We start from the raw sequence: 17,642 nt of genomic DNA on the forward strand, positions 1-17,642 counted from the left end.
ATTAAATTATAGCATTTACTTTATCTTATTATGTATATCATTACCAGATAATTTTGATTAGAAACAATTTTTTCAGAAAAACAAAAATCTACATGCTACAATGTTAGTAAATAATGACGTTAGGAAGTGTGTGTATATGAAAGAATCAATTGAATTATTAAAATCATTGACTGATGTGAATGGCATTGCTGGTTATGAACGCAATGTAAAGTCAAAGATGAAAGAATATTTAGGGCCTGTAAGTGATGAAATTATAGAAGATGGTTTGGGTGGCATATTTGGTAAAAAAGCAAGTGACAATGGAACAAAATCACTTATGGTAGCTGGCCACTTAGATGAAATTGGCTTTATCGTGACTAAAATCGATAATAATGGATTTATTAAATTCCAACCTATTGGCAGTTGGTGGAACCAAGTTATGTTATCTCAAAAAGTAACTATCACAACGGATGACGGCACTGAAATTCGTGGTCTTGTCGGTTCAAAACCACCACACGTACTTGACCCAGAGGAACGTAAGAAGCCTGTCCAAATTAAAGATATGTACATTGATATCGGTGTTCGAAGTAAAGAAGATGCTGAGAATCACGGTATCGAAGTTGGCAATATGATTACACCTTATAGTGAATTTGAAGAATTAGCGAATGGCAAATATTTAACTGCAAAGGCATTCGATAATCGCTACGGTTGTGCACTTGCGATCGATGTATTAAAAAGACTTAAAGATGAACAAATCGGTGTAGATTTATATGCAGGGGCAACTGTGCAAGAAGAAGTTGGCTTGCGTGGTGCTAAAGTTGCTGCTAATAAAATCAAACCTGACCTCGCTATTGCAGTGGATGTTGCAGTCGCATACGATACACCAGGAATGAACAACCTTGGAAGTGAGACGACTTTAGGAAATGGGCCTGTAGTAATCTTAATGGATGCATCTAATGTTGCACATCAAGGCTTACGTCAACATATTAAAGAAGTTGCAAGAAGACATTATATTACTGTGCAATGGGATACAACAGCTGGCGGTGGTACAGATGCAGGAAGTATCCATGTTGCAAATGAAGGTATACCTACAATTTCTATTGGCGTTGCCTTACGTTATATGCATTCAAATGTGTCAGTACTCCACACAGATGATTATGAAAATTCAGTGCGCCTTGTAACTGAAATCGTTCGTTCACTAAACGATGACGCTTATGAGAGAATAAAATGGTAAGTTACTAGTTAAAATATTATGAAGTTGATAGTTTAATTCATATTATCTAAATATCGCATTTTCACACTAGTGTGTGGTGTGCTTAATATAATGAAGATTAACGTCATTTGACGTCACTAAACCCCAGTCTACTGCCATAGACTGGGGTTATAATATTAACCTTCATTTTAATTTTAAGTATTACAATTAATTGCTATTCTACTGAATTCTTCCAACTATCATCACTTAACATTTCTCCAGGCCAAGTATAAGCCATAACACCACCATCAATTCGAACCGTATCACCAGTAATAAATGAACTATCGTCAGATGCTAGAAATGCAACAAGTTTACCTACTTCTTCAGGTTTACCTAGTCGACCTAATGGAGTGACCCATTTTTGATTATTGCGGAACGTTTTACCCGCTTCATCTTCTGAAGTACCAGCTAAATTGTCTACTAATGGTGTTTCAATTGTTCCTGGTGCAATAGCATTCGCACGAATATTCTCACGACCATATTCAATAGCAATAGATTTCGTAAAGTTAATGACTGCACCTTTGGCAGCGTTATATCCAGAACGATATAAGTCGGCAGCTTGTCCTGAGAATGATGCCGTATTAATAATAGAACCGCCTTGTTCCATCATTAACGGTAATAAGAATTTGGTTACTAAGAACGTACCTCTCATATCCACTGCCATAATTTTATCGAATACTTCAACAGGATACTCGTGGATTCGGCCTGCGCCATTATCTACACCCGCATTATTAAAGATAACATCTACACGCCCATACTCATCTCTAGCTTTATCCGCAAAGTCTTGAACTTGTTTATCATCTGAGATATCTACTTTATACGCAGTAGCTTTACCTCCATTACGATTTATTTCTTCAACCGTTTTTTCTAATTCATCCGAAATATCAAGTGCGAGTACATGTGCACCTTCATTAGCCAAGGCTTTTGCTGATGCTTGGCCGATACCTGTACTTGCACCAGTGATGACTGCAATTTTATTTTCTAAACGTTTCATAACGGCTTTCACTCCTATTTTCAAATTTCTTTAATGAAATTCAACTCATCTATACAATGTTTATCTTCCACACTTCAAACACCCTCAAACCTTATTCTCATAATGATAGCGCTTCATCACACAATTTAATTTCAATCTTATTTGATAAGTAATTATTATTGTACTTATCACATTAATAACCAATTCTTATATTTAAATTTCTGAAAATTGCTATATTTTAAAAATCAGTTTGTTATACTTTGAGTTAACTAACAAAGGGGGCCATTTTATGACCACTAATACAAAAGAAAGAACATCTTTAGTTAACAAATTTCTAAATGGTGTTGAAAAAGCTGGTAATAAATTACCAGACCCTGCAATGCTTTTCTTCTTAATGTGTGTTGGCTTAGCCGTTATCACTTGGATTGTGTCTCTTTTTGATGTGTCAGTGAAACATCCAGGAAATGGAGAAACCATACATATAAAGAGTATTCTTAGTACTGAAGGTATCGCTATGATTATGAATGATGCCGTTAAGAACTTCTCTGAATTTCCTGCGCTAGGACTTGTATTAGCAGTGATGATTGGTGTCGGTGCTGCTGAGAAATCAGGATATTTTGATAAGTTAATGATTTCAGTTATTAACCGAGCTTCAAAGCGAATCATTGTACCTACAATCATTTTAATTGGGATATTAGGAAGTCTAGCTGGGGATGCAGCAACAGTCATTTTACCCCCACTAGCAGCAATGATCTTTATTAAGATTGGCTATCACCCAATCGCCGGTCTTGCAATGGCCTATGCTTCTTCATTAGGTGGTTTTGGTGCAAACTTTTTAATTGGTATGCAAGATGCATTAGTCTATGCATTTACTGAACCAGCGACGAAGATTGTTTCAGATAGCGTCAAGATTAATGTGGCTATGAACTGGTACTTTATTGCCGCAAGTGTCATCTTAGTAATTCCTGTTATCTATTTCACTACAACAAAGGTTGTTATACCACGTTTAGGCGAATATGATGCGAGTCAAGCAAATTATGATGAAGACGAGGAAACATCATCTCATATTACACCAACTGAAAATAAAGCATTATTCTGGGCGAACATGTCATTTCTTTTACTGATTGTTGCCCTAATCATTTGTTGTATTCCAGAAGGAAGTTGGTTAAGAAATGCTAAAACAGGCAGTCTCATAGACGATTCACCCTTAATTAATGGTGTTGGTTTAGTAATTCTTGTTATTTTCTTAATTCCTGGGATGGTCTATGGCATTTTGAGTAAACAAATCAAGAACTCGAAAGATTTAGGTAGTATGATTAGTGACTCTCTTGGTTCAATGGGATCTTTCATATTAATCGTATTCTTTGCAGCTCAATTATTAGCATTCTTGCAATGGAGCAATCTTGGTATTATTGTATCAGTCTATGGCGCCAAATTACTTCAACATCAAAATGGTATCGTGCTTATTATAGGCATCATTATTCTTAGTAGTTTTATTAACTTAATTATAGGTAGTGCATCGGCTAAGTGGGGTATTCTGGCTCCAATCTTCGTACCGATGATGATTTTACTAGGTTATCATCCTGCATTTACTCAAATGATTTATCGTGTAGGTGATTCAATTACAAACCCAATCACACCGATGATGCCTTATATGCCACTTATTCTATCTTACGCGCAAAAGTATGATAAAAATATGAAACTAGGTTCCCTACTTTCAAGTTTAATGCCATACACCTTTGCGTTAGGTGTCGTATGGACATTATTCGTTATCGCTTGGTACTTACTAGGCATTCCATTAGGACCAGGTGGACCTGTTAAAATTCCGAAATAATATAATAATTAAACATAATATTTTAGCCATGTAGATGTGCACAAACCTCCTCTATCTCCGAGGAGGTTTATTTTTTATGTAATCCCTTACAAAATTTTTACTAATTACTAAATATTTATCGCAGTCTCCCTTTTTCAAAGTGTTATATTACGGTAAAATAAAAGTATAGAAGTGTATTTTAATCAACATTATTCTAGTCATTTAGGAGGACACGATGGAAGAACGAATAGGTTTAGTAGATATTGGATCAAATACTATCAGATTAGTTATTTTTAACTTTACTAAAGAATCTGGAATTAATGAATTGCTCAACATTAAGACGCCTGCACGACTAAGCCAATATCTCACTAAAGATAATAAAATGAGTAAAGAAGGCATAAAAGTACTCATTAATGCATTACACAGCTTTAAATCTGTGTCTGATAAATTCAATGTAACTGAATTACATCCGATTGCTACTGCCGCAATCCGTCAATCTAAAAACAATGATGAAATTGTCAAAGAAGTTAAAAATGAAGTTGATATTGATATTAAAATCGTACCCGAAGAAGACGAAGCTTACTATGGTTACTACGCAATTACTCACACTACTGAAATTGAAAACGGAGTATCCGTCGACATCGGTGGCGGTTCAACTGAAGTAACGTTATTTAAAGATAAAGAGTTATTTGAATCACATAGTTTCCCTTTCGGTGTCGTAACACTTAAAAGAAAGTTCTTCAACGACAAAGATCATAACGACAAAGGCGCCATTAAAGATATGGAGAAATTCCTATCTCAACAATTTGAATCTTTAGAGTGGTTGAAAGATCAAGAGGTTGCACTTGTAGGTGTCGGTGGTTCCGCACGAAATGTAGCTCGTATCCATCAAGCCGAACATTCATACCCTATTGGCGGTGTACACAATTATACAATGACGAATAAAGATATTGATGAAGTCTTTGATATCATTCGTAAAAGTGATCGCGATGATTTAACCAACCTTGACGGCCTAAGTCGTGACCGTGTAGATATCATCTTACCAGCTGTATCAGTGTTTAAAACGTTGTATAAAATTGTAGACGCTAAACAATTCACATTCTCTAGAAATGGTTTACGTGAGGGGTATGTCATGAAGCAAGTACGTGAACGCTACCCTGATGTCTTCGATAAAAATAATGTACGTAAAGAATCAATTCATTTCTTAGCACGTGAATATAAGATTGAAGATGTTAGTTCACAAGCACGTCTTAAATTAGCTAAATCCTTATTATCACAATTAATTGATATCGCTGATTTAGACATCAGTGATAACGATCAACGTCTATTTGAAGAAGGCGCTTATATTTACTACCTAGGTAGCTTTATCGATTCAGATTCAAGTTCTCCACACACGTACTACATCATTGCTAACTCTATGATTAACGGTTATACACATAAAGACCGTGTTAAATTAGCGCTACTCGCCAGTTTCAAAAATAAATCACTATTGAAATTCTATTGCAAAGAAACAGATTGGTTTAGCAATAAAGAAGTAGATACGGTTCAAGCACTCGGTGGCATCATTAAATTTATCAACGCTTTAAATATTTCTCAAACAAGCTTCGTAGTCGATGTTGAATTGAAGAAAATGAAAAAAGGCGACGAGGACTATCAATTAACTGTTTTTTATACTGAAGGCGAGCCTATTGCAGAAGAATATCAAGCAAACAGACAGAAAAAACATATTGAAAAGATACTTAAAGGAAATGTTTCCATTATCTTTACAAAATCTTAAAACAAGTATGCTATCTTAAACTTAGGATGTTATGCCTTTTACTTACTAATTGAAAAGAATAACGCATATTTGAGGAAATGACGAGGTGTATTTGGAATGCAAACTCAATTGGGAGAAAATGATATTAGCTTACCGCAATACTACAACAACCGCGAACTAAGTTGGCTTGATTTCAACTATCGCGTACTTCAAGAAGCATATGACAAAAATAATCCGCTACTAGAGAAGTTAAACTTTATATCTATTTTTAGTTCTAACTTAGATGAATTCTTCATGGTTCGCGTTGCAGGTTTAAAAGACCAAGTTAAGATGGGCTACGACAAACCAGAAAACAAAGCACAAATGACACCACAAGAACAAGTTGATGCCATCCAAGAAAAAGCTAAAAAATATGTTGATACACAATATGAACGTTATAACGAATTAATGACAGAACTTCAAGATTATGAAATAGTGATGTGTGAACCACATGAATTATCTGAACCTTTATTAAACAAATTAGAAAGAGATTTTAAACTAACGATTCTGCCAACTTTAACACCACTTGGCATTGATGCGTATCATCCTTTCCCTAAACTTAATAATAAAAGTTTAAACATCTTCGTAGACATTGATACTGAAGAAGCGATTAATTCAGCAATTGTTCAAATCCCGTCACTCATTCCAAGATTCTTAACTTATAATGAAGGTCCTAAACAATATGTGGTTATGGTTGAAGATGTTATCACATATTTTATCAATTATTTATTTACTGGTTATGAAGTATTAAATACCTTCACATTCAGAATCACAAGAAATGCCGATTTGACGATACATGAGGATGGCGCTGAAGACTTACTTATCGAAATCGAACGTTTCCTTAAAGAACGTAAGAGTGGTTCAGCTGTACGTCTGGAAGTTGATGGTCGTACTGCAAATCCAGATGATTTAGACTGGCTTATCGAAACATTGGAAGTTGACAAGCAAGATGTTTATTTCTTAAATGGACCATTAGACTTAACATTTATTTTCGGCTTAGTCGATCATCTATCTCATAAATTAAACTATTTAACTTATGAAAAATATTCACCACAGATTCCACGTTCTTTAGGCAATAATAATTTATATGAACTTGCATTAAAACGTGATATCTTCTTCCATCACCCATACGAATCTTTCGAACCGATTGTTGACTTTATTCGCGAAGCTGCGGACGATCCAAATACAATTGCGATTAAACAGACATTGTATCGCGTTAGTAAAGACTCACCTATTATTAAGAGTTTAAAAGAAGCTGCTGAAAAAGGTAAACAAGTAACCGTACTTGTAGAATTGAAAGCACGTTTCGATGAAGAAAACAACGTACACTGGGCACGCATGTTAGAAGATGCAGGTTGTCACGTTATATATGGTATGACACATCTTAAGACACACAGTAAAATCGCTTTAGTCGTTAAACGTATCGCTGGCGAATTAACATCATTCGTTCACTTAGGAACAGGTAACTATAATGACAAGACTGCGAAACTCTATACAGATATGGGTATTATCACTACAAATGAACAAATTGCAGAAGATGCCATTAACTTCTTCAATTATTTAAGTGGGTACTCAGTAAAACCAGAATACAATAAATTAATCGTAGCACCATTTGATATTCGTGATGTCTTTATCGATCGCATTGATAAAGAGATTAGCAGTCACCTTCAACATGGCAATGGTAAGATTATGATGAAGATGAACTCACTTACGGATAAAGCCATCATTGAAAAGTTATTCGAAGCATCACAAGCCGGTGTGAAGATTCAACTCATTATTCGTGGTATCTGTTGCTTAAAACCAGGTATTCCTGGCATAAGTGAGAATATTGAAGTGGTAAGTATCGTTGGTCGTTTACTAGAGCATTCTCGTATTTATTACTTCCATAACAATGGAGATGAACGCATCTATTTATCATCAGCTGATGTAATGACACGTAACATGATTAAACGTGTAGAAATCTTATTCCCAGTTGAAGATAAAGAAATTGGAAAACGCCTAGTCGACTTCATGGACTTACAATTATCTGATAATCAAAAAGGACGCTACCAAGATGAACATGGTCATTATCACTATGTGGAAAATAACTTATCACCATTAAATTCACAAGTCTATTTAATGCAAGAAGCAATTAAATATGGACAAGAACTTAAAAAACGTTCTGCTCAACCATCAGGTATGCCAGTTGTATCTAAACGTCGTGCCAATTGGATGAATCGTATCCGTCGTTCACTAAAGAAATAACATATAAAATAGGCAATGGTCGCACATGACCATTGCCTTTATTTTTGTAAACAATTTTATTTCTCAGGGTGATCGTACCAATGATTTAAGAATTGGTAGAGAACATCACTATAGGTTTGTAGTTCTGATGTTTCTATCTTCTCATCGACGCTATGTGCTTCTTCTAAACTACCAGGCCCATATAAAATAGTTGGTATACCAAAGTGTGCTGTCCAACCACCATCAGTTACAGTCGTACTCATACCATGCTTTAAATCCGTTCCATGAACAGTTTGATGCGCTGACTGTAATTGTTTAAATCCAGGATGTTCAGTAGGAATGGTGAAGCTAGGGAAGATTTCACCTTTGTCTTCAATCATTGATTCACCGCCCCATTCAAACTTCATTGGATTCTCCCGAAGCCAAATATCAGCCTCAGCCACCCGATTCAAGTAATCTTCTATTTCTGCAACTACATCTTCATATCGCTCGTTTGGCAAATAATGAACCGTTATCCATAAACGACATTCATCTGCAATAAATGCCGGATGACGTCCACCTTCAATCACTGCCGGGTTAATGGTATTTGCACCTGGAGGCATACCTGGACTATGTTTCATTACAGCCCAGTGCTGTTCTAATTCGTTTAGTGCGTGAATAATTTTTGTCATTTTTTCAATGGCACTCGCACCAAATAGCCCACCACCAGCATGGATGGTTTGACTACGCGCACCGTCATGAATGGTATTCTTACTTTTCACCGTAATCCAGCCGGTAATCACACCACCTTGACCAAGCGCCATATTCTCACTGGTATCTAACACAAGTGCTAGATCAGCTTTAGGTCCAATTTCACAAGCAAGTTTCGTACCTGCTTCACCTACTTCTTCTCCTACAACCGATTGCACAATAATATCGCCTTTCGGTTGGCGTCCTTCTTGATGTAACTTTTCAAGAATATAAAATAATGACGCCATACCACCTTTCATATCACTTACCCCACGACCATAAAGCCAGTCATCCACTTGGGTTAATTTAAATGGCGGATACGTCCAGTTTGAATCATCATCTACTGATGCCACATCTACATGGCCATTTAATATAAGTTTAGGTGCGGAAGGGTCACTCCCCTTCAAAGTCGCGACAATGACACTATCATCCTTATAGAGTTGTTCCCGTTGAATACTAAATCCAAGTGCTTTTAATAATTCTTCAATCTCATCTTGCAAAGGGTCTGTATTACGTCCAGGTGGACTCTCCGTATTATAGCTAACTAATAATTCTAATAAGTTATAAAGACGTTTCTCCATCTTTGTCACTCCTCCAAATCTTAGTTATCCCCACTATCACCCTTCATTATCAATGTACCATTTTAATATAATTTTACACTATCTAAGTACTTAATGTCCTAGCCTCTCTATAATCTACTACACTGGTCGTACTGTCACTTCGTTCACATTAACATGTGCAGGTTGTGTTAATGCGTAAATAATCGCATCTGCAATATTTTCAGGATCTAGTTTCTTACGACCACCAAAGTCACTGCGTTCTGTCATCGGTGTATCTACCATTCCTGGTAATATGCTTGTTGTTTTAATCCCTGTTTTTGCTAATTCTTTTTCTAAACCATTAAAAATCATCAGTACAGCAGATTTTGTAGCACTATATAATGCACTTTCTTTAGATACTTCATTCGCAGATATAGATGCTAAATTTACCACATGTCCTGACCCCTGTGCTTCAAACTTAGGTAATATCGCATTGAGACTGTATAGAAGTCCTTTAATATTCGTATCAACCATTGAATCCCATGACTCAACTTGATAGTCTGTGATTTTAGATGAACGCATTACACCTGCACAATTTACGAAGATATCCACATGTCCAAATACATCGATGGCTTTTGCTACTAATGCATCTACTTCTGCTTGGTTTGTCACATCTGTAGGCACAATATGTATATTGTCTTCATTCATATTTTTCGCTACCGTATTCAATTTATCATGACTACGTCCTGCTAGTATGACTTTAACACCTTGCTTCTCAAGTGCTTTTGCTGTTGCTGCTCCGATACCACTACTTGCACCGGTAATAATTGCTACGCGTCCGTTTAATTCTGTCATTTCACTTCATCCTTTATTTTAGATTCATAAAATACATTACCTTATTTAAAATGCATTAAACCTTTAAGACAATTTCCAGGAAATATTATTATGAAAATACTAAGATGAATTGTAATCTTTATGAAAACGTATTAAAGTTAATATATGTAATTAAATCATTGGGCATATAGAAAGATAGGAGGATACACAATGACATTTGAAGAACGTATTCAAGCGTTACGTGCTGAAAAGAGTAGAACAAGTTTCTCGTTTCATTTCATCGATTTATATAGTGAAGAAGAATGGATGAATATGAGTGTGAAGCAACGTACACGCCAAGAGAGAGAATTTATCGCACAATTGGATCAAATTCCACGTGTAAGAATGCCATTCTCTAGTCAAGAAGGCTACAAATTTAAGTTATATAATCAAGAATATCAATATAATGAAGTTAAGAAGAATTTCAAAGATTTATAATACAATGAAGCCCGTATCTCTATGGTAAGATACGGGCTTTCAACACATTATTCCAGAATGATTAGGGGTATATTTATGGTATGCCTTCGACTGCTCACCAACGAAGGCATATAAGGTTCTTGAATGTTAATAGGAGGCCATTCAATTTGTATTAATTTGTAACGAGTGTTTTACGTTCGAGTCCATAGTAATATAGTCGTTCTGCATCAATATATGGAATTGAATCGATAGTCAAGTAGCCATCTTTAATATCGCCGATCATTCCTTGATTAACACCAGTTTTCAAATAAATGTCGTAACTGCCTTCATCAGAAAAAACAACTTCTTCAATTACTTTTCTCATCAGTATCACTTCCCATTACTTATTCCTTACAATTCTTATCATACACCCTTTTAAAATTTTTTAAAGCCTTTTGTGATACTTTTCACAAATAGTTCACTTTTTGAAAATGAAAGTAATTGAAGGGATTTATGTATGTGGAATATAGATGTCATCATTACATAATATTATAACTCAATTTGTTAATATGCTTGACTACGTATAGTTACAATCAAAAGTCCCTAAAGATAAATATTTTACCACCTATATATTGTTAAAATTACATAAATTGATATTATTAGACAAAATATTGATACTAACCACTATTTAAAAAGATTCAATTCCATAGTATAATTAACTCACATTAGATTGATCTGATGTATGAGGGAGATAATAAGCTCTCAACTGATAAAATTCGTTAGAGACGCATCTTAACTGGAGAGTAAGGTGGGTCTCTTTCTTTTTCACTAAATTTTAAATGAAGTAAAAAGATTGATATTTTTAGCTAAAGGTTTGATATTACGACAGGTATTCTATCTGAATAATATATTGTACAATTTAAGTGTATTAGATATACATCTAATACATAGAGTTTTAGAGGAGGTTGGGAAGTATAACCATTACATATTATATTTCCCAAAAAGCTCATCTTAGCGGAAACTGAGATGAGTGGAATTTATACTTCTTGAAATATATGTTCATAATGCTCGTGACAAGTCAGTCAACGCAACATGAATCAAACAGCCAAGATTACGTAATCCAAAGAAGTACCCATAATTCTTTACCATATGTCAGGTGTATTATGAACTATATTTTTAGGAAAAAAGCTATTACAAAATTTTTAATTAATACTTACTCTCTGATGCTTTAACTAAGTATTAATTAAGTCGAAATGTCTCTAAAGAAGTATAGGTGCGATGTTTTTCACATCAAAGATGAACCCCATAAACATTTAAGCTGATCACTTAAGTGTCTATGGGGTCTTCTTTTGTATCATTATATTAAAATCCTAATTCTTTAATAAACTTAATGAGTTCATCTTTCATCTTTGGATCTTTAAGTGCATATTCAATCGTTGTTTTAACGAAGCCTAATTTTTCTCCAACATCGTAACGATCACCATCAAAGTCGTATGCATAAACTGGAATATCACTATTCATACGTTCAATCGCATCAGTGAGCTGAATTTCATTTCCAGCGCCTTCTTTTTGTGTTTCAAGGTAGTCAAATATCTCAGGTGTTAAGATGTAACGTCCCATGATGGCTAGATTTGAAGGTGCTGTACCTTGTTTCGGTTTCTCAACAAATTGTTTTACCTCGTAACGACGGCCTTCTTTTTCTAATGGATCAATAATACCATATCTATGAGTAACGCTCTCTGGTACTTCTTGAACACCAATGACTGAATGACCTGTTTCTTCGTAAACGTTCATCAATTGTTTGATAGCTGGTGTCTCTGATTCAACGATGTCATCACCTAACAAGACTGCAAATGGTTCATTTCCAATAAATTGACGAGCTGTATGTATCGCATGTCCTAATCCTTTTTGTTCTTTTTGTCGAACGTAGAAGATGTTTGCTAATTCCGTAGAATATTGTACTTTCCCAAGTAGGTCATCTTTTCCTTTTTTTTTAAGAACCATTTCTAATTCTTTTTGATTATCAAAATGATCTTCAATTGCGCGTTTATGTTTACCAGTTACGATGATAATATCTTCAATTCCTGCACGAGAAGCCTCTTCCACTATGTATTGAATTGTAGGTTTGTCTAGAATAGGAAGCATTTCTTTAGGCATCGCTTTAGTAGCTGGTAAGAATCGCGTCCCTAAACCAGCAGCAGGTATGATTGCTTTTTTTATCTGTTTCAAACTCAAGTAACTCCTTTGCACATTCTGTCTTTTATATCATTTGTTAGTTTATCACTCTTTTGATTTCTTTCCTAGCAATAGCTTATTAATTTAACTATGGGTGGTACAGGCACTACACTTGTGGTGCCATTTAAGTATGCAAATTTTTATTAATATATTCATTTTCAAACTGTTGAAAATTGTTAGTAGAAAACCTATTTCTTGAACTAAAAAACACTCACCATTTTGCAGTGAGTACTTTTATAAAAGATTCTTATACAAATAAGTTAATAAATAATATAAAGATGATACCTGATACAGAGATGATTGTCTCAAGTAGTGACCAAGTTAAGAATGTTTCTTTGACGGTTAATCCGAAGTATTCTTTAAACATCCAGAATCCTGCATCATTTACGTGAGATAGAATAACGCTTCCTGCTCCTATTGCAAGTACAACGAGTGCAACGTTAACATCTGAGTGTTGTAATAATGGTAAAACGATACCTGTTGTAGAGATGGCAGCTACTGTGGCTGAACCTAATGCGATACGTAATACTGCTGCTACTATCCAAGCAAGTAAGATAGGTGACATTGTAGAACCTTCGAACATTTTTGCGATTGTATCACCCACGCCACCATCAATCAATACTTGCTTGAATGTGCCACCACCGCCAATGATTAAGATCATCATACCAATTGGATAGATGGCATTTGTAACTGACTTCATAATGTCGTCCATCTTTCTGCCACGGTTCAAGCCCATTGAGAAGATAGCGAAGATAACTGAAATTAACATCGCAGTACCAGGCGTACCTATGAAGTAAACAATTTGTTCAAATAAATTTTTAGCTTCCTCGTGGCCAGTGATTAATTGAACAATAGTTGAAATTAACATTAAGATCACAGGCAATATTGCTGTAAATAAACTTAATCCAAAACCTGGCATTTCAGATTCTTTAAATTCTTTTTGAGAACCCAATGCTGAGATATCACCTTCACGAGTGTATGCTGAAGGGATAATTTTTTGTGCAATTTTATTAAATACAGGTCCAGCAATAATCGTTACTGGAATTGCAATGATGATTCCAAATAGTAATACTTCTCCCACATTCGCTTTTAGTTCTTTAGCGATAACGACTGGTCCAGGGTGTGGTGGTAAGAAACCATGTGTTACTGATAAAGCTGTCACCATTGGTAAACCAAGTTTTAAAGGTGATACTTTTGCACGTTTAGCAATCGTAAACACTAACGGAATTAATAAAACTAAACCTACTTCGAAGAATAGTGCGATACCCACGATAAATGCTGCAATCAACATTGCCCATTGCACGTGTTTAGGTCCAAATTTAGCAATCAATGTGTCGGCAATTCGATTGGCACCGCCACCATCTGCAAGTAATTTACCAAGCATTGCCCCTAATCCAAAGATTAATGCAATGTGGCCAAGCGTACTTCCCATTCCCGCTTCTATAGTTTCCATTATTTTATTTAATGGCATACCTAGTAGTATAGCAGTCACGACAGAAGTGACGATTAATGAAATAAATGTATTCAATTTCAAGAATATAATTAATGATAGTAGTAATAAAATCCCGATAACAACACTGATAAGTGGCCAAATATCTCCAAGCATAGTGAATCCTCCCAATGTTTTCTTTTTTTAATTAATTGATTTACTTCATGTGCTTACGTTGAAAATCTGCAATTTCTGCATAACGTTCTTCTAATGAGCGACTTAAATTAATAAAGATTGATACTAACTGTTGATACACTAGAACGGTTTCTGAATCAGGTTGATGTGCATTCGTTGTCCCGACCATTTCTTCAATAATTGAGAAGTCATCAATTTCCCCTAATGATTTCAAACCTAATACACAAGCGCCTAAACAAGAACTTTCATAGCTTTCAGGCACGATAAGGTCTGTGTCGAAGATATCTGCCATCATTTGACGCCACACTTCACTCTTAGCAAATCCTCCTGTCGCTTTGATTGTGCTTGGTGTTTCGTTCATTACTTCTATAAGCGCAAGATAAACTGTATAAAGATTATAGAGTACACCTTCTAAAGCAGCACGAATCATATGTTCCTTTTGATGCGAGAGTGTAAGACCGAAGAATGAACCACGTGCATCGGCGTTCCATAATGGTGCACGTTCACCTGCAAGGTACGGATGGAAGATGAGACCTTCTGCACCTGGCTTAACCCGACTTGCGATTTTAGTCAGTACATCATATGGATCAACGCCTAAACGTTTGGCAGTTTCAACTTCACTTGCAAGGAGTTCATCTCTTAGCCATCTCAGAACAACTCCACCGTTGTTTACTGGTCCGCCAATGACATAATGTTCTTCGTCTAGTACGTAACAGAAGATACGTCCTTTATAATCGGTGCGAGGTTTATTAATGACTGTTCGAATCGCGCCAGATGTACCGATTGTGACAGCGACTTCGCCTTTTTTATAACTATTCACTCCTAAGTTAGAAAGAACACCATCACTTGCACCTACAATAATAGGTGTATTCTCATCAATGCCCATTAAAGTTGCATAGCGTTTCTTCATACCTTTAAGAATATGTGTCGTAGGTACCAATTGTGGTAATTGTGCTTCAGTGATACCCAACAATTCAAGTGCCTCTTTATCCCAGTCAAGTTTTTCAAGATTGAACATGCCAGTAGCTGACGCCATTGAGTAATCGATGACATATTTTTCAAATAGTTGGTAGAATATGTAAGTTTTTATATCTGCGAACATGGCAGTTTGTTTATAAATATCTGATTGTTCATGCTTCATCCAGAATATCTTAGATAATGGTGACATCGGATGAATTGGAGTTCCTGTACGTTGATATATGTCTGAGCCATAATATTCCTTATTAATTAGTTTTGCGTATTTACTCGCGCGATTGTCTGCCCATGTAATACTTTCAGTCAAACGATGATGTTGTGCATCGAGTGCAATCAGACTATGCATTTGTGCACTAAATGAAATTAGTTTGATGTCTTCTTTTTTTATATTTGCTTCTCTAACAACATATTTCACAGTCATTAGTACTGCATCAAACAATTCGTCAGGGTTCTCTTCAGAAACATCTACATTTGGGGTATGTAAGGGGTAACCAATGTTGTGTTTCATTATGAATTGTCCATTTTCATCATATAATACTGATTTCGTACTTGTTGTCCCTATGTCAACACCAATCATGTATTTCATATTATTCCTTCTTTCTTCTATTTATCTTAGCCAGAAACTTTCAATGTCTTCGCCAACATCATCAAAATTTAAGTGAAAGGCTTCTCTTAATTTTGTAGAGTCATAGTGTTCTACCGCTTCAATAAACACCTCATGGTTACTATGAATGCGTTCAAAATCTTCTTTATCTTGCTCCATGCGATGTCTCATAGATAGTAATACGAGTGTTTCGATTACGGGTTTCAAATGATTCCAAAATGCTTGTAAATATTGATGGTTGGATGCGATAATCATGGCTTCATGAAATTGAATGTCATGTTGTGTAAATGCTTCAGCATCTTCGAATTTAACTGCTACTTTCATCATTTCAAGGTGCTTACGCATCTCTTTAGTTATAGGTGCTCTATCAGTGTGTTTGATCTTAGAGAAGGCAAATGACTCTAACATTAAACGTAAATCATAGAGTTCTTTCTTCTCTTGATCACCAAACAGTAAAACTTTAGCTCCCATGCGTTCTAATTGAATAAGTTGATCCGTCTGTAATAATTTGAATGCATCTCTAACAGGGGAACGACTAACATCAAATTGTTTTGCGACTTGATTCTCAGTAAGTAGCGTATCTACTTCGATTTCCCCACTCACAATTTGCAATCGTATTTCTGCTGCGACACCTTCTCCTTTAGACATGCCACCAAGCCATTGTTCTGGATAACCTTCTTTCACATCTTTCACTCCTATTGACTCAATTACAACTTGTATACAAGTATATTAATATATACGTTTCGTTTTTGCAAACGCTTTCTTTTTATAAATTTAAAAAACCCGGCCACAGATGGACCGGGAAAACCATGATTAAAATTCTATTTCTTCTCTTCAGAAACTTCGATGCAGTAATGTGTTTCGTGACACTTAGGGCATTCTAATTTACGTGTCTGCATAGTATGTCGTGCCAAAATAAACTGTTTCAATGATGGCTTAAACGTATATTGGCAATTGGGACACAGATATGAAATATTTTTATAATAATATGTTGTTAATCCAACGGCATAGGTTACTAAGATAGGCACTATCGCAATAAAAGGTTTACTCGAACTTCTCAATAAACTTGCGATTAACACTGTGTATTGAATAATGCCAATGACACCTGCGCTAATCCATACTTTACTTTTAAACGATTTCAATGTAGTAGATTGTTTCATTGCTTTATCTATGTCAGATAAATGATTTATTGGAGCGCTTGATTGACTTGAAATATATTGGTCAACGTTGTTCAAATGTTTTAGTGCTTTTGTTTGATTATATATACTTGTCTCTAATTCTTTCTTATTCAGTTGCAACATTGCTTTAAGCGTCTGCATATCGCTATCCTCGTAAAGTAGCGTTTTAATTTCATCCAATGTACAACCAAATTGCTTTAACAAAACTATCAACTGTAGTTGTTGTATATGATCATCATTGTAATGTCTACGATTTGATTCTGATGCACGTTCAGCTGTCAATAAGCCTTTACGATCATAATATTGTAGTGTTCGAACTGTAACTCCTAAATGATTGGCTAGCTCTCCAACTGTATAATGTGACATAGTGTCCACCTCCTACATTGAATCTACCTCATGACGCTACGTCACGAGCAAGAGATTTTTACACATAGCTTAAAGTAAGTCTGAAGGA

14 protein-coding genes are annotated in these 17,642 nt (G+C 35.4%); 5 read left to right on the forward strand and 9 right to left on the reverse strand.

Going from position 1 to position 17,642, the window contains the following annotated elements; translation table 11 throughout:
* Nucleotides 1-136: 136 nt before the first annotated feature.
* The gene (locus tag HMPREF3265_RS05480) at nt 137-1,213 is read left to right on the forward strand and encodes a M42 family metallopeptidase (protein WP_053025559.1); all 1,077 of its coding nucleotides are present in this window, start codon (nt 137-139) and stop codon (nt 1,211-1,213) included.
* 193 nt (nt 1,214-1,406) lie between these two features.
* Here HMPREF3265_RS05480 and HMPREF3265_RS05485 read toward each other — a convergent pair whose 3' ends face one another.
* Nucleotides 1,407-2,225, reverse strand: coding sequence for an SDR family oxidoreductase (locus tag HMPREF3265_RS05485; protein WP_070861121.1), 819 nt, complete (start codon nt 2,223-2,225; stop codon nt 1,407-1,409).
* Between the two features lie 268 nt (nt 2,226-2,493).
* Between HMPREF3265_RS05485 and HMPREF3265_RS05490 the strand changes: the two genes are divergently transcribed.
* From HMPREF3265_RS05490 to HMPREF3265_RS05500, 3 genes are all read left to right on the forward strand, one after another.
* Nucleotides 2,494-4,038 carry an AbgT family transporter gene (locus HMPREF3265_RS05490; RefSeq protein ID WP_016930774.1) on the forward strand — a complete coding sequence of 515 codons (1,545 nt, stop codon included), beginning with the start codon at nt 2,494-2,496 and terminating at the stop codon, nt 4,036-4,038.
* A 214-nt stretch (nt 4,039-4,252) separates the two neighbouring features.
* On the forward strand, nt 4,253-5,794 hold the full coding sequence (ppx, locus tag HMPREF3265_RS05495) for an exopolyphosphatase (protein WP_053024143.1): 1,542 nt from the start codon (nt 4,253-4,255) through the stop codon (nt 5,792-5,794).
* A 96-nt stretch (nt 5,795-5,890) separates the two neighbouring features.
* On the forward strand, nt 5,891-8,056 hold the full coding sequence (locus HMPREF3265_RS05500) for an RNA degradosome polyphosphate kinase (RefSeq protein ID WP_070861122.1): 2,166 nt from the start codon (nt 5,891-5,893) through the stop codon (nt 8,054-8,056).
* Nucleotides 8,057-8,112: 56 nt separating this feature from the next.
* On the opposite strand, the gene HMPREF3265_RS05505 is transcribed toward HMPREF3265_RS05500, so the two are convergent.
* Together HMPREF3265_RS05505 and HMPREF3265_RS05510 are read right to left on the reverse strand one after the other, a co-directional pair.
* On the reverse strand, nt 8,113-9,345 hold the full coding sequence (locus HMPREF3265_RS05505; RefSeq protein ID WP_070861123.1) for an acetylornithine deacetylase: 1,233 nt from the start codon (nt 9,343-9,345) through the stop codon (nt 8,113-8,115).
* Between the two features lie 117 nt (nt 9,346-9,462).
* On the reverse strand, nt 9,463-10,158 hold the full coding sequence (locus HMPREF3265_RS05510) for an SDR family oxidoreductase (RefSeq protein WP_053025551.1): 696 nt from the start codon (nt 10,156-10,158) through the stop codon (nt 9,463-9,465).
* A gap of 189 nt (nt 10,159-10,347) precedes the next feature.
* Here HMPREF3265_RS05510 and HMPREF3265_RS05515 point away from each other — a divergent pair, with 189 nt between their 5' ends.
* Nucleotides 10,348-10,614 carry a DUF1413 domain-containing protein gene (locus HMPREF3265_RS05515; protein ID WP_053016455.1) on the forward strand — a complete coding sequence of 89 codons (267 nt, stop codon included), beginning with the start codon at nt 10,348-10,350 and terminating at the stop codon, nt 10,612-10,614.
* Between the two features lie 151 nt (nt 10,615-10,765).
* Here HMPREF3265_RS05515 and HMPREF3265_RS05520 read toward each other — a convergent pair whose 3' ends face one another.
* The 6 genes from HMPREF3265_RS05520 to HMPREF3265_RS05545 all read right to left on the reverse strand — a co-directional run bounded on the left by HMPREF3265_RS05520 (nt 10,766) and on the right by HMPREF3265_RS05545 (nt 17,554).
* Nucleotides 10,766-10,957 (reverse strand): hypothetical protein, encoded by a 192-nt coding sequence (locus tag HMPREF3265_RS05520; RefSeq protein WP_011274908.1) that lies wholly within the window; start codon nt 10,955-10,957, stop codon nt 10,766-10,768.
* A 977-nt stretch (nt 10,958-11,934) separates the two neighbouring features.
* Entirely contained in the window at nt 11,935-12,801 is an 867-nt protein-coding gene (gene galU / locus HMPREF3265_RS05525; RefSeq protein ID WP_070861124.1) for a UTP--glucose-1-phosphate uridylyltransferase GalU, read from the reverse strand.
* A 253-nt stretch (nt 12,802-13,054) separates the two neighbouring features.
* Nucleotides 13,055-14,413 (reverse strand): gluconate:H+ symporter, encoded by a 1,359-nt coding sequence (locus HMPREF3265_RS05530; protein WP_070861125.1) that lies wholly within the window; start codon nt 14,411-14,413, stop codon nt 13,055-13,057.
* Between the two features lie 40 nt (nt 14,414-14,453).
* Nucleotides 14,454-15,992 carry a gluconokinase gene (gene gntK, locus HMPREF3265_RS05535; RefSeq protein ID WP_070441657.1) on the reverse strand — a complete coding sequence of 513 codons (1,539 nt, stop codon included), beginning with the start codon at nt 15,990-15,992 and terminating at the stop codon, nt 14,454-14,456.
* 21 nt (nt 15,993-16,013) lie between these two features.
* A complete protein-coding gene (locus HMPREF3265_RS05540) occupies nt 16,014-16,694 on the reverse strand; it encodes a GntR family transcriptional regulator (protein WP_070441654.1) in 681 nt (226 codons plus the stop codon).
* A gap of 137 nt (nt 16,695-16,831) precedes the next feature.
* Nucleotides 16,832-17,554 (reverse strand): MerR family transcriptional regulator, encoded by a 723-nt coding sequence (locus HMPREF3265_RS05545; RefSeq protein WP_070441651.1) that lies wholly within the window; start codon nt 17,552-17,554, stop codon nt 16,832-16,834.
* Nucleotides 17,555-17,642 lie beyond the last annotated feature (88 nt).

It is taken from the genome of Staphylococcus sp. HMSC62B09 (assembly GCF_001839115.1).
Lineage (GTDB): Bacteria > Bacillota > Bacilli > Staphylococcales > Staphylococcaceae > Staphylococcus > Staphylococcus haemolyticus.

Bases quoted from the DNA above. Each gene is read 5' to 3' on its own strand.
- HMPREF3265_RS05480 (WP_053025559.1), top strand. From the start codon at position 137: ATGAAAGAATCAATTGAATTATTAAAATCATTGACTGATGTGAATGGC.
- HMPREF3265_RS05485 (WP_070861121.1), bottom strand. From the start codon at position 2,225: ATGAAACGTTTAGAAAATAAAATTGCAGTCATCACTGGTGCAAGTACA.
- HMPREF3265_RS05490 (WP_016930774.1), top strand. From the start codon at position 2,494: ATGACCACTAATACAAAAGAAAGAACATCTTTAGTTAACAAATTTCTA.
- ppx (WP_053024143.1), top strand. From the start codon at position 4,253: ATGGAAGAACGAATAGGTTTAGTAGATATTGGATCAAATACTATCAGA.
- HMPREF3265_RS05500 (WP_070861122.1), top strand. From the start codon at position 5,891: ATGCAAACTCAATTGGGAGAAAATGATATTAGCTTACCGCAATACTAC.
- HMPREF3265_RS05505 (WP_070861123.1), bottom strand. From the start codon at position 9,345: ATGGAGAAACGTCTTTATAACTTATTAGAATTATTAGTTAGCTATAAT.
- HMPREF3265_RS05510 (WP_053025551.1), bottom strand. From the start codon at position 10,158: ATGACAGAATTAAACGGACGCGTAGCAATTATTACCGGTGCAAGTAGT.
- HMPREF3265_RS05515 (WP_053016455.1), top strand. From the start codon at position 10,348: ATGACATTTGAAGAACGTATTCAAGCGTTACGTGCTGAAAAGAGTAGA.
- HMPREF3265_RS05520 (WP_011274908.1), bottom strand. From the start codon at position 10,957: ATGAGAAAAGTAATTGAAGAAGTTGTTTTTTCTGATGAAGGCAGTTAC.
- HMPREF3265_RS05530 (WP_070861125.1), bottom strand. From the start codon at position 14,413: ATGCTTGGAGATATTTGGCCACTTATCAGTGTTGTTATCGGGATTTTA.
- gntK (WP_070441657.1), bottom strand. From the start codon at position 15,992: ATGAAATACATGATTGGTGTTGACATAGGGACAACAAGTACGAAATCA.
- HMPREF3265_RS05545 (WP_070441651.1), bottom strand. From the start codon at position 17,554: ATGTCACATTATACAGTTGGAGAGCTAGCCAATCATTTAGGAGTTACA.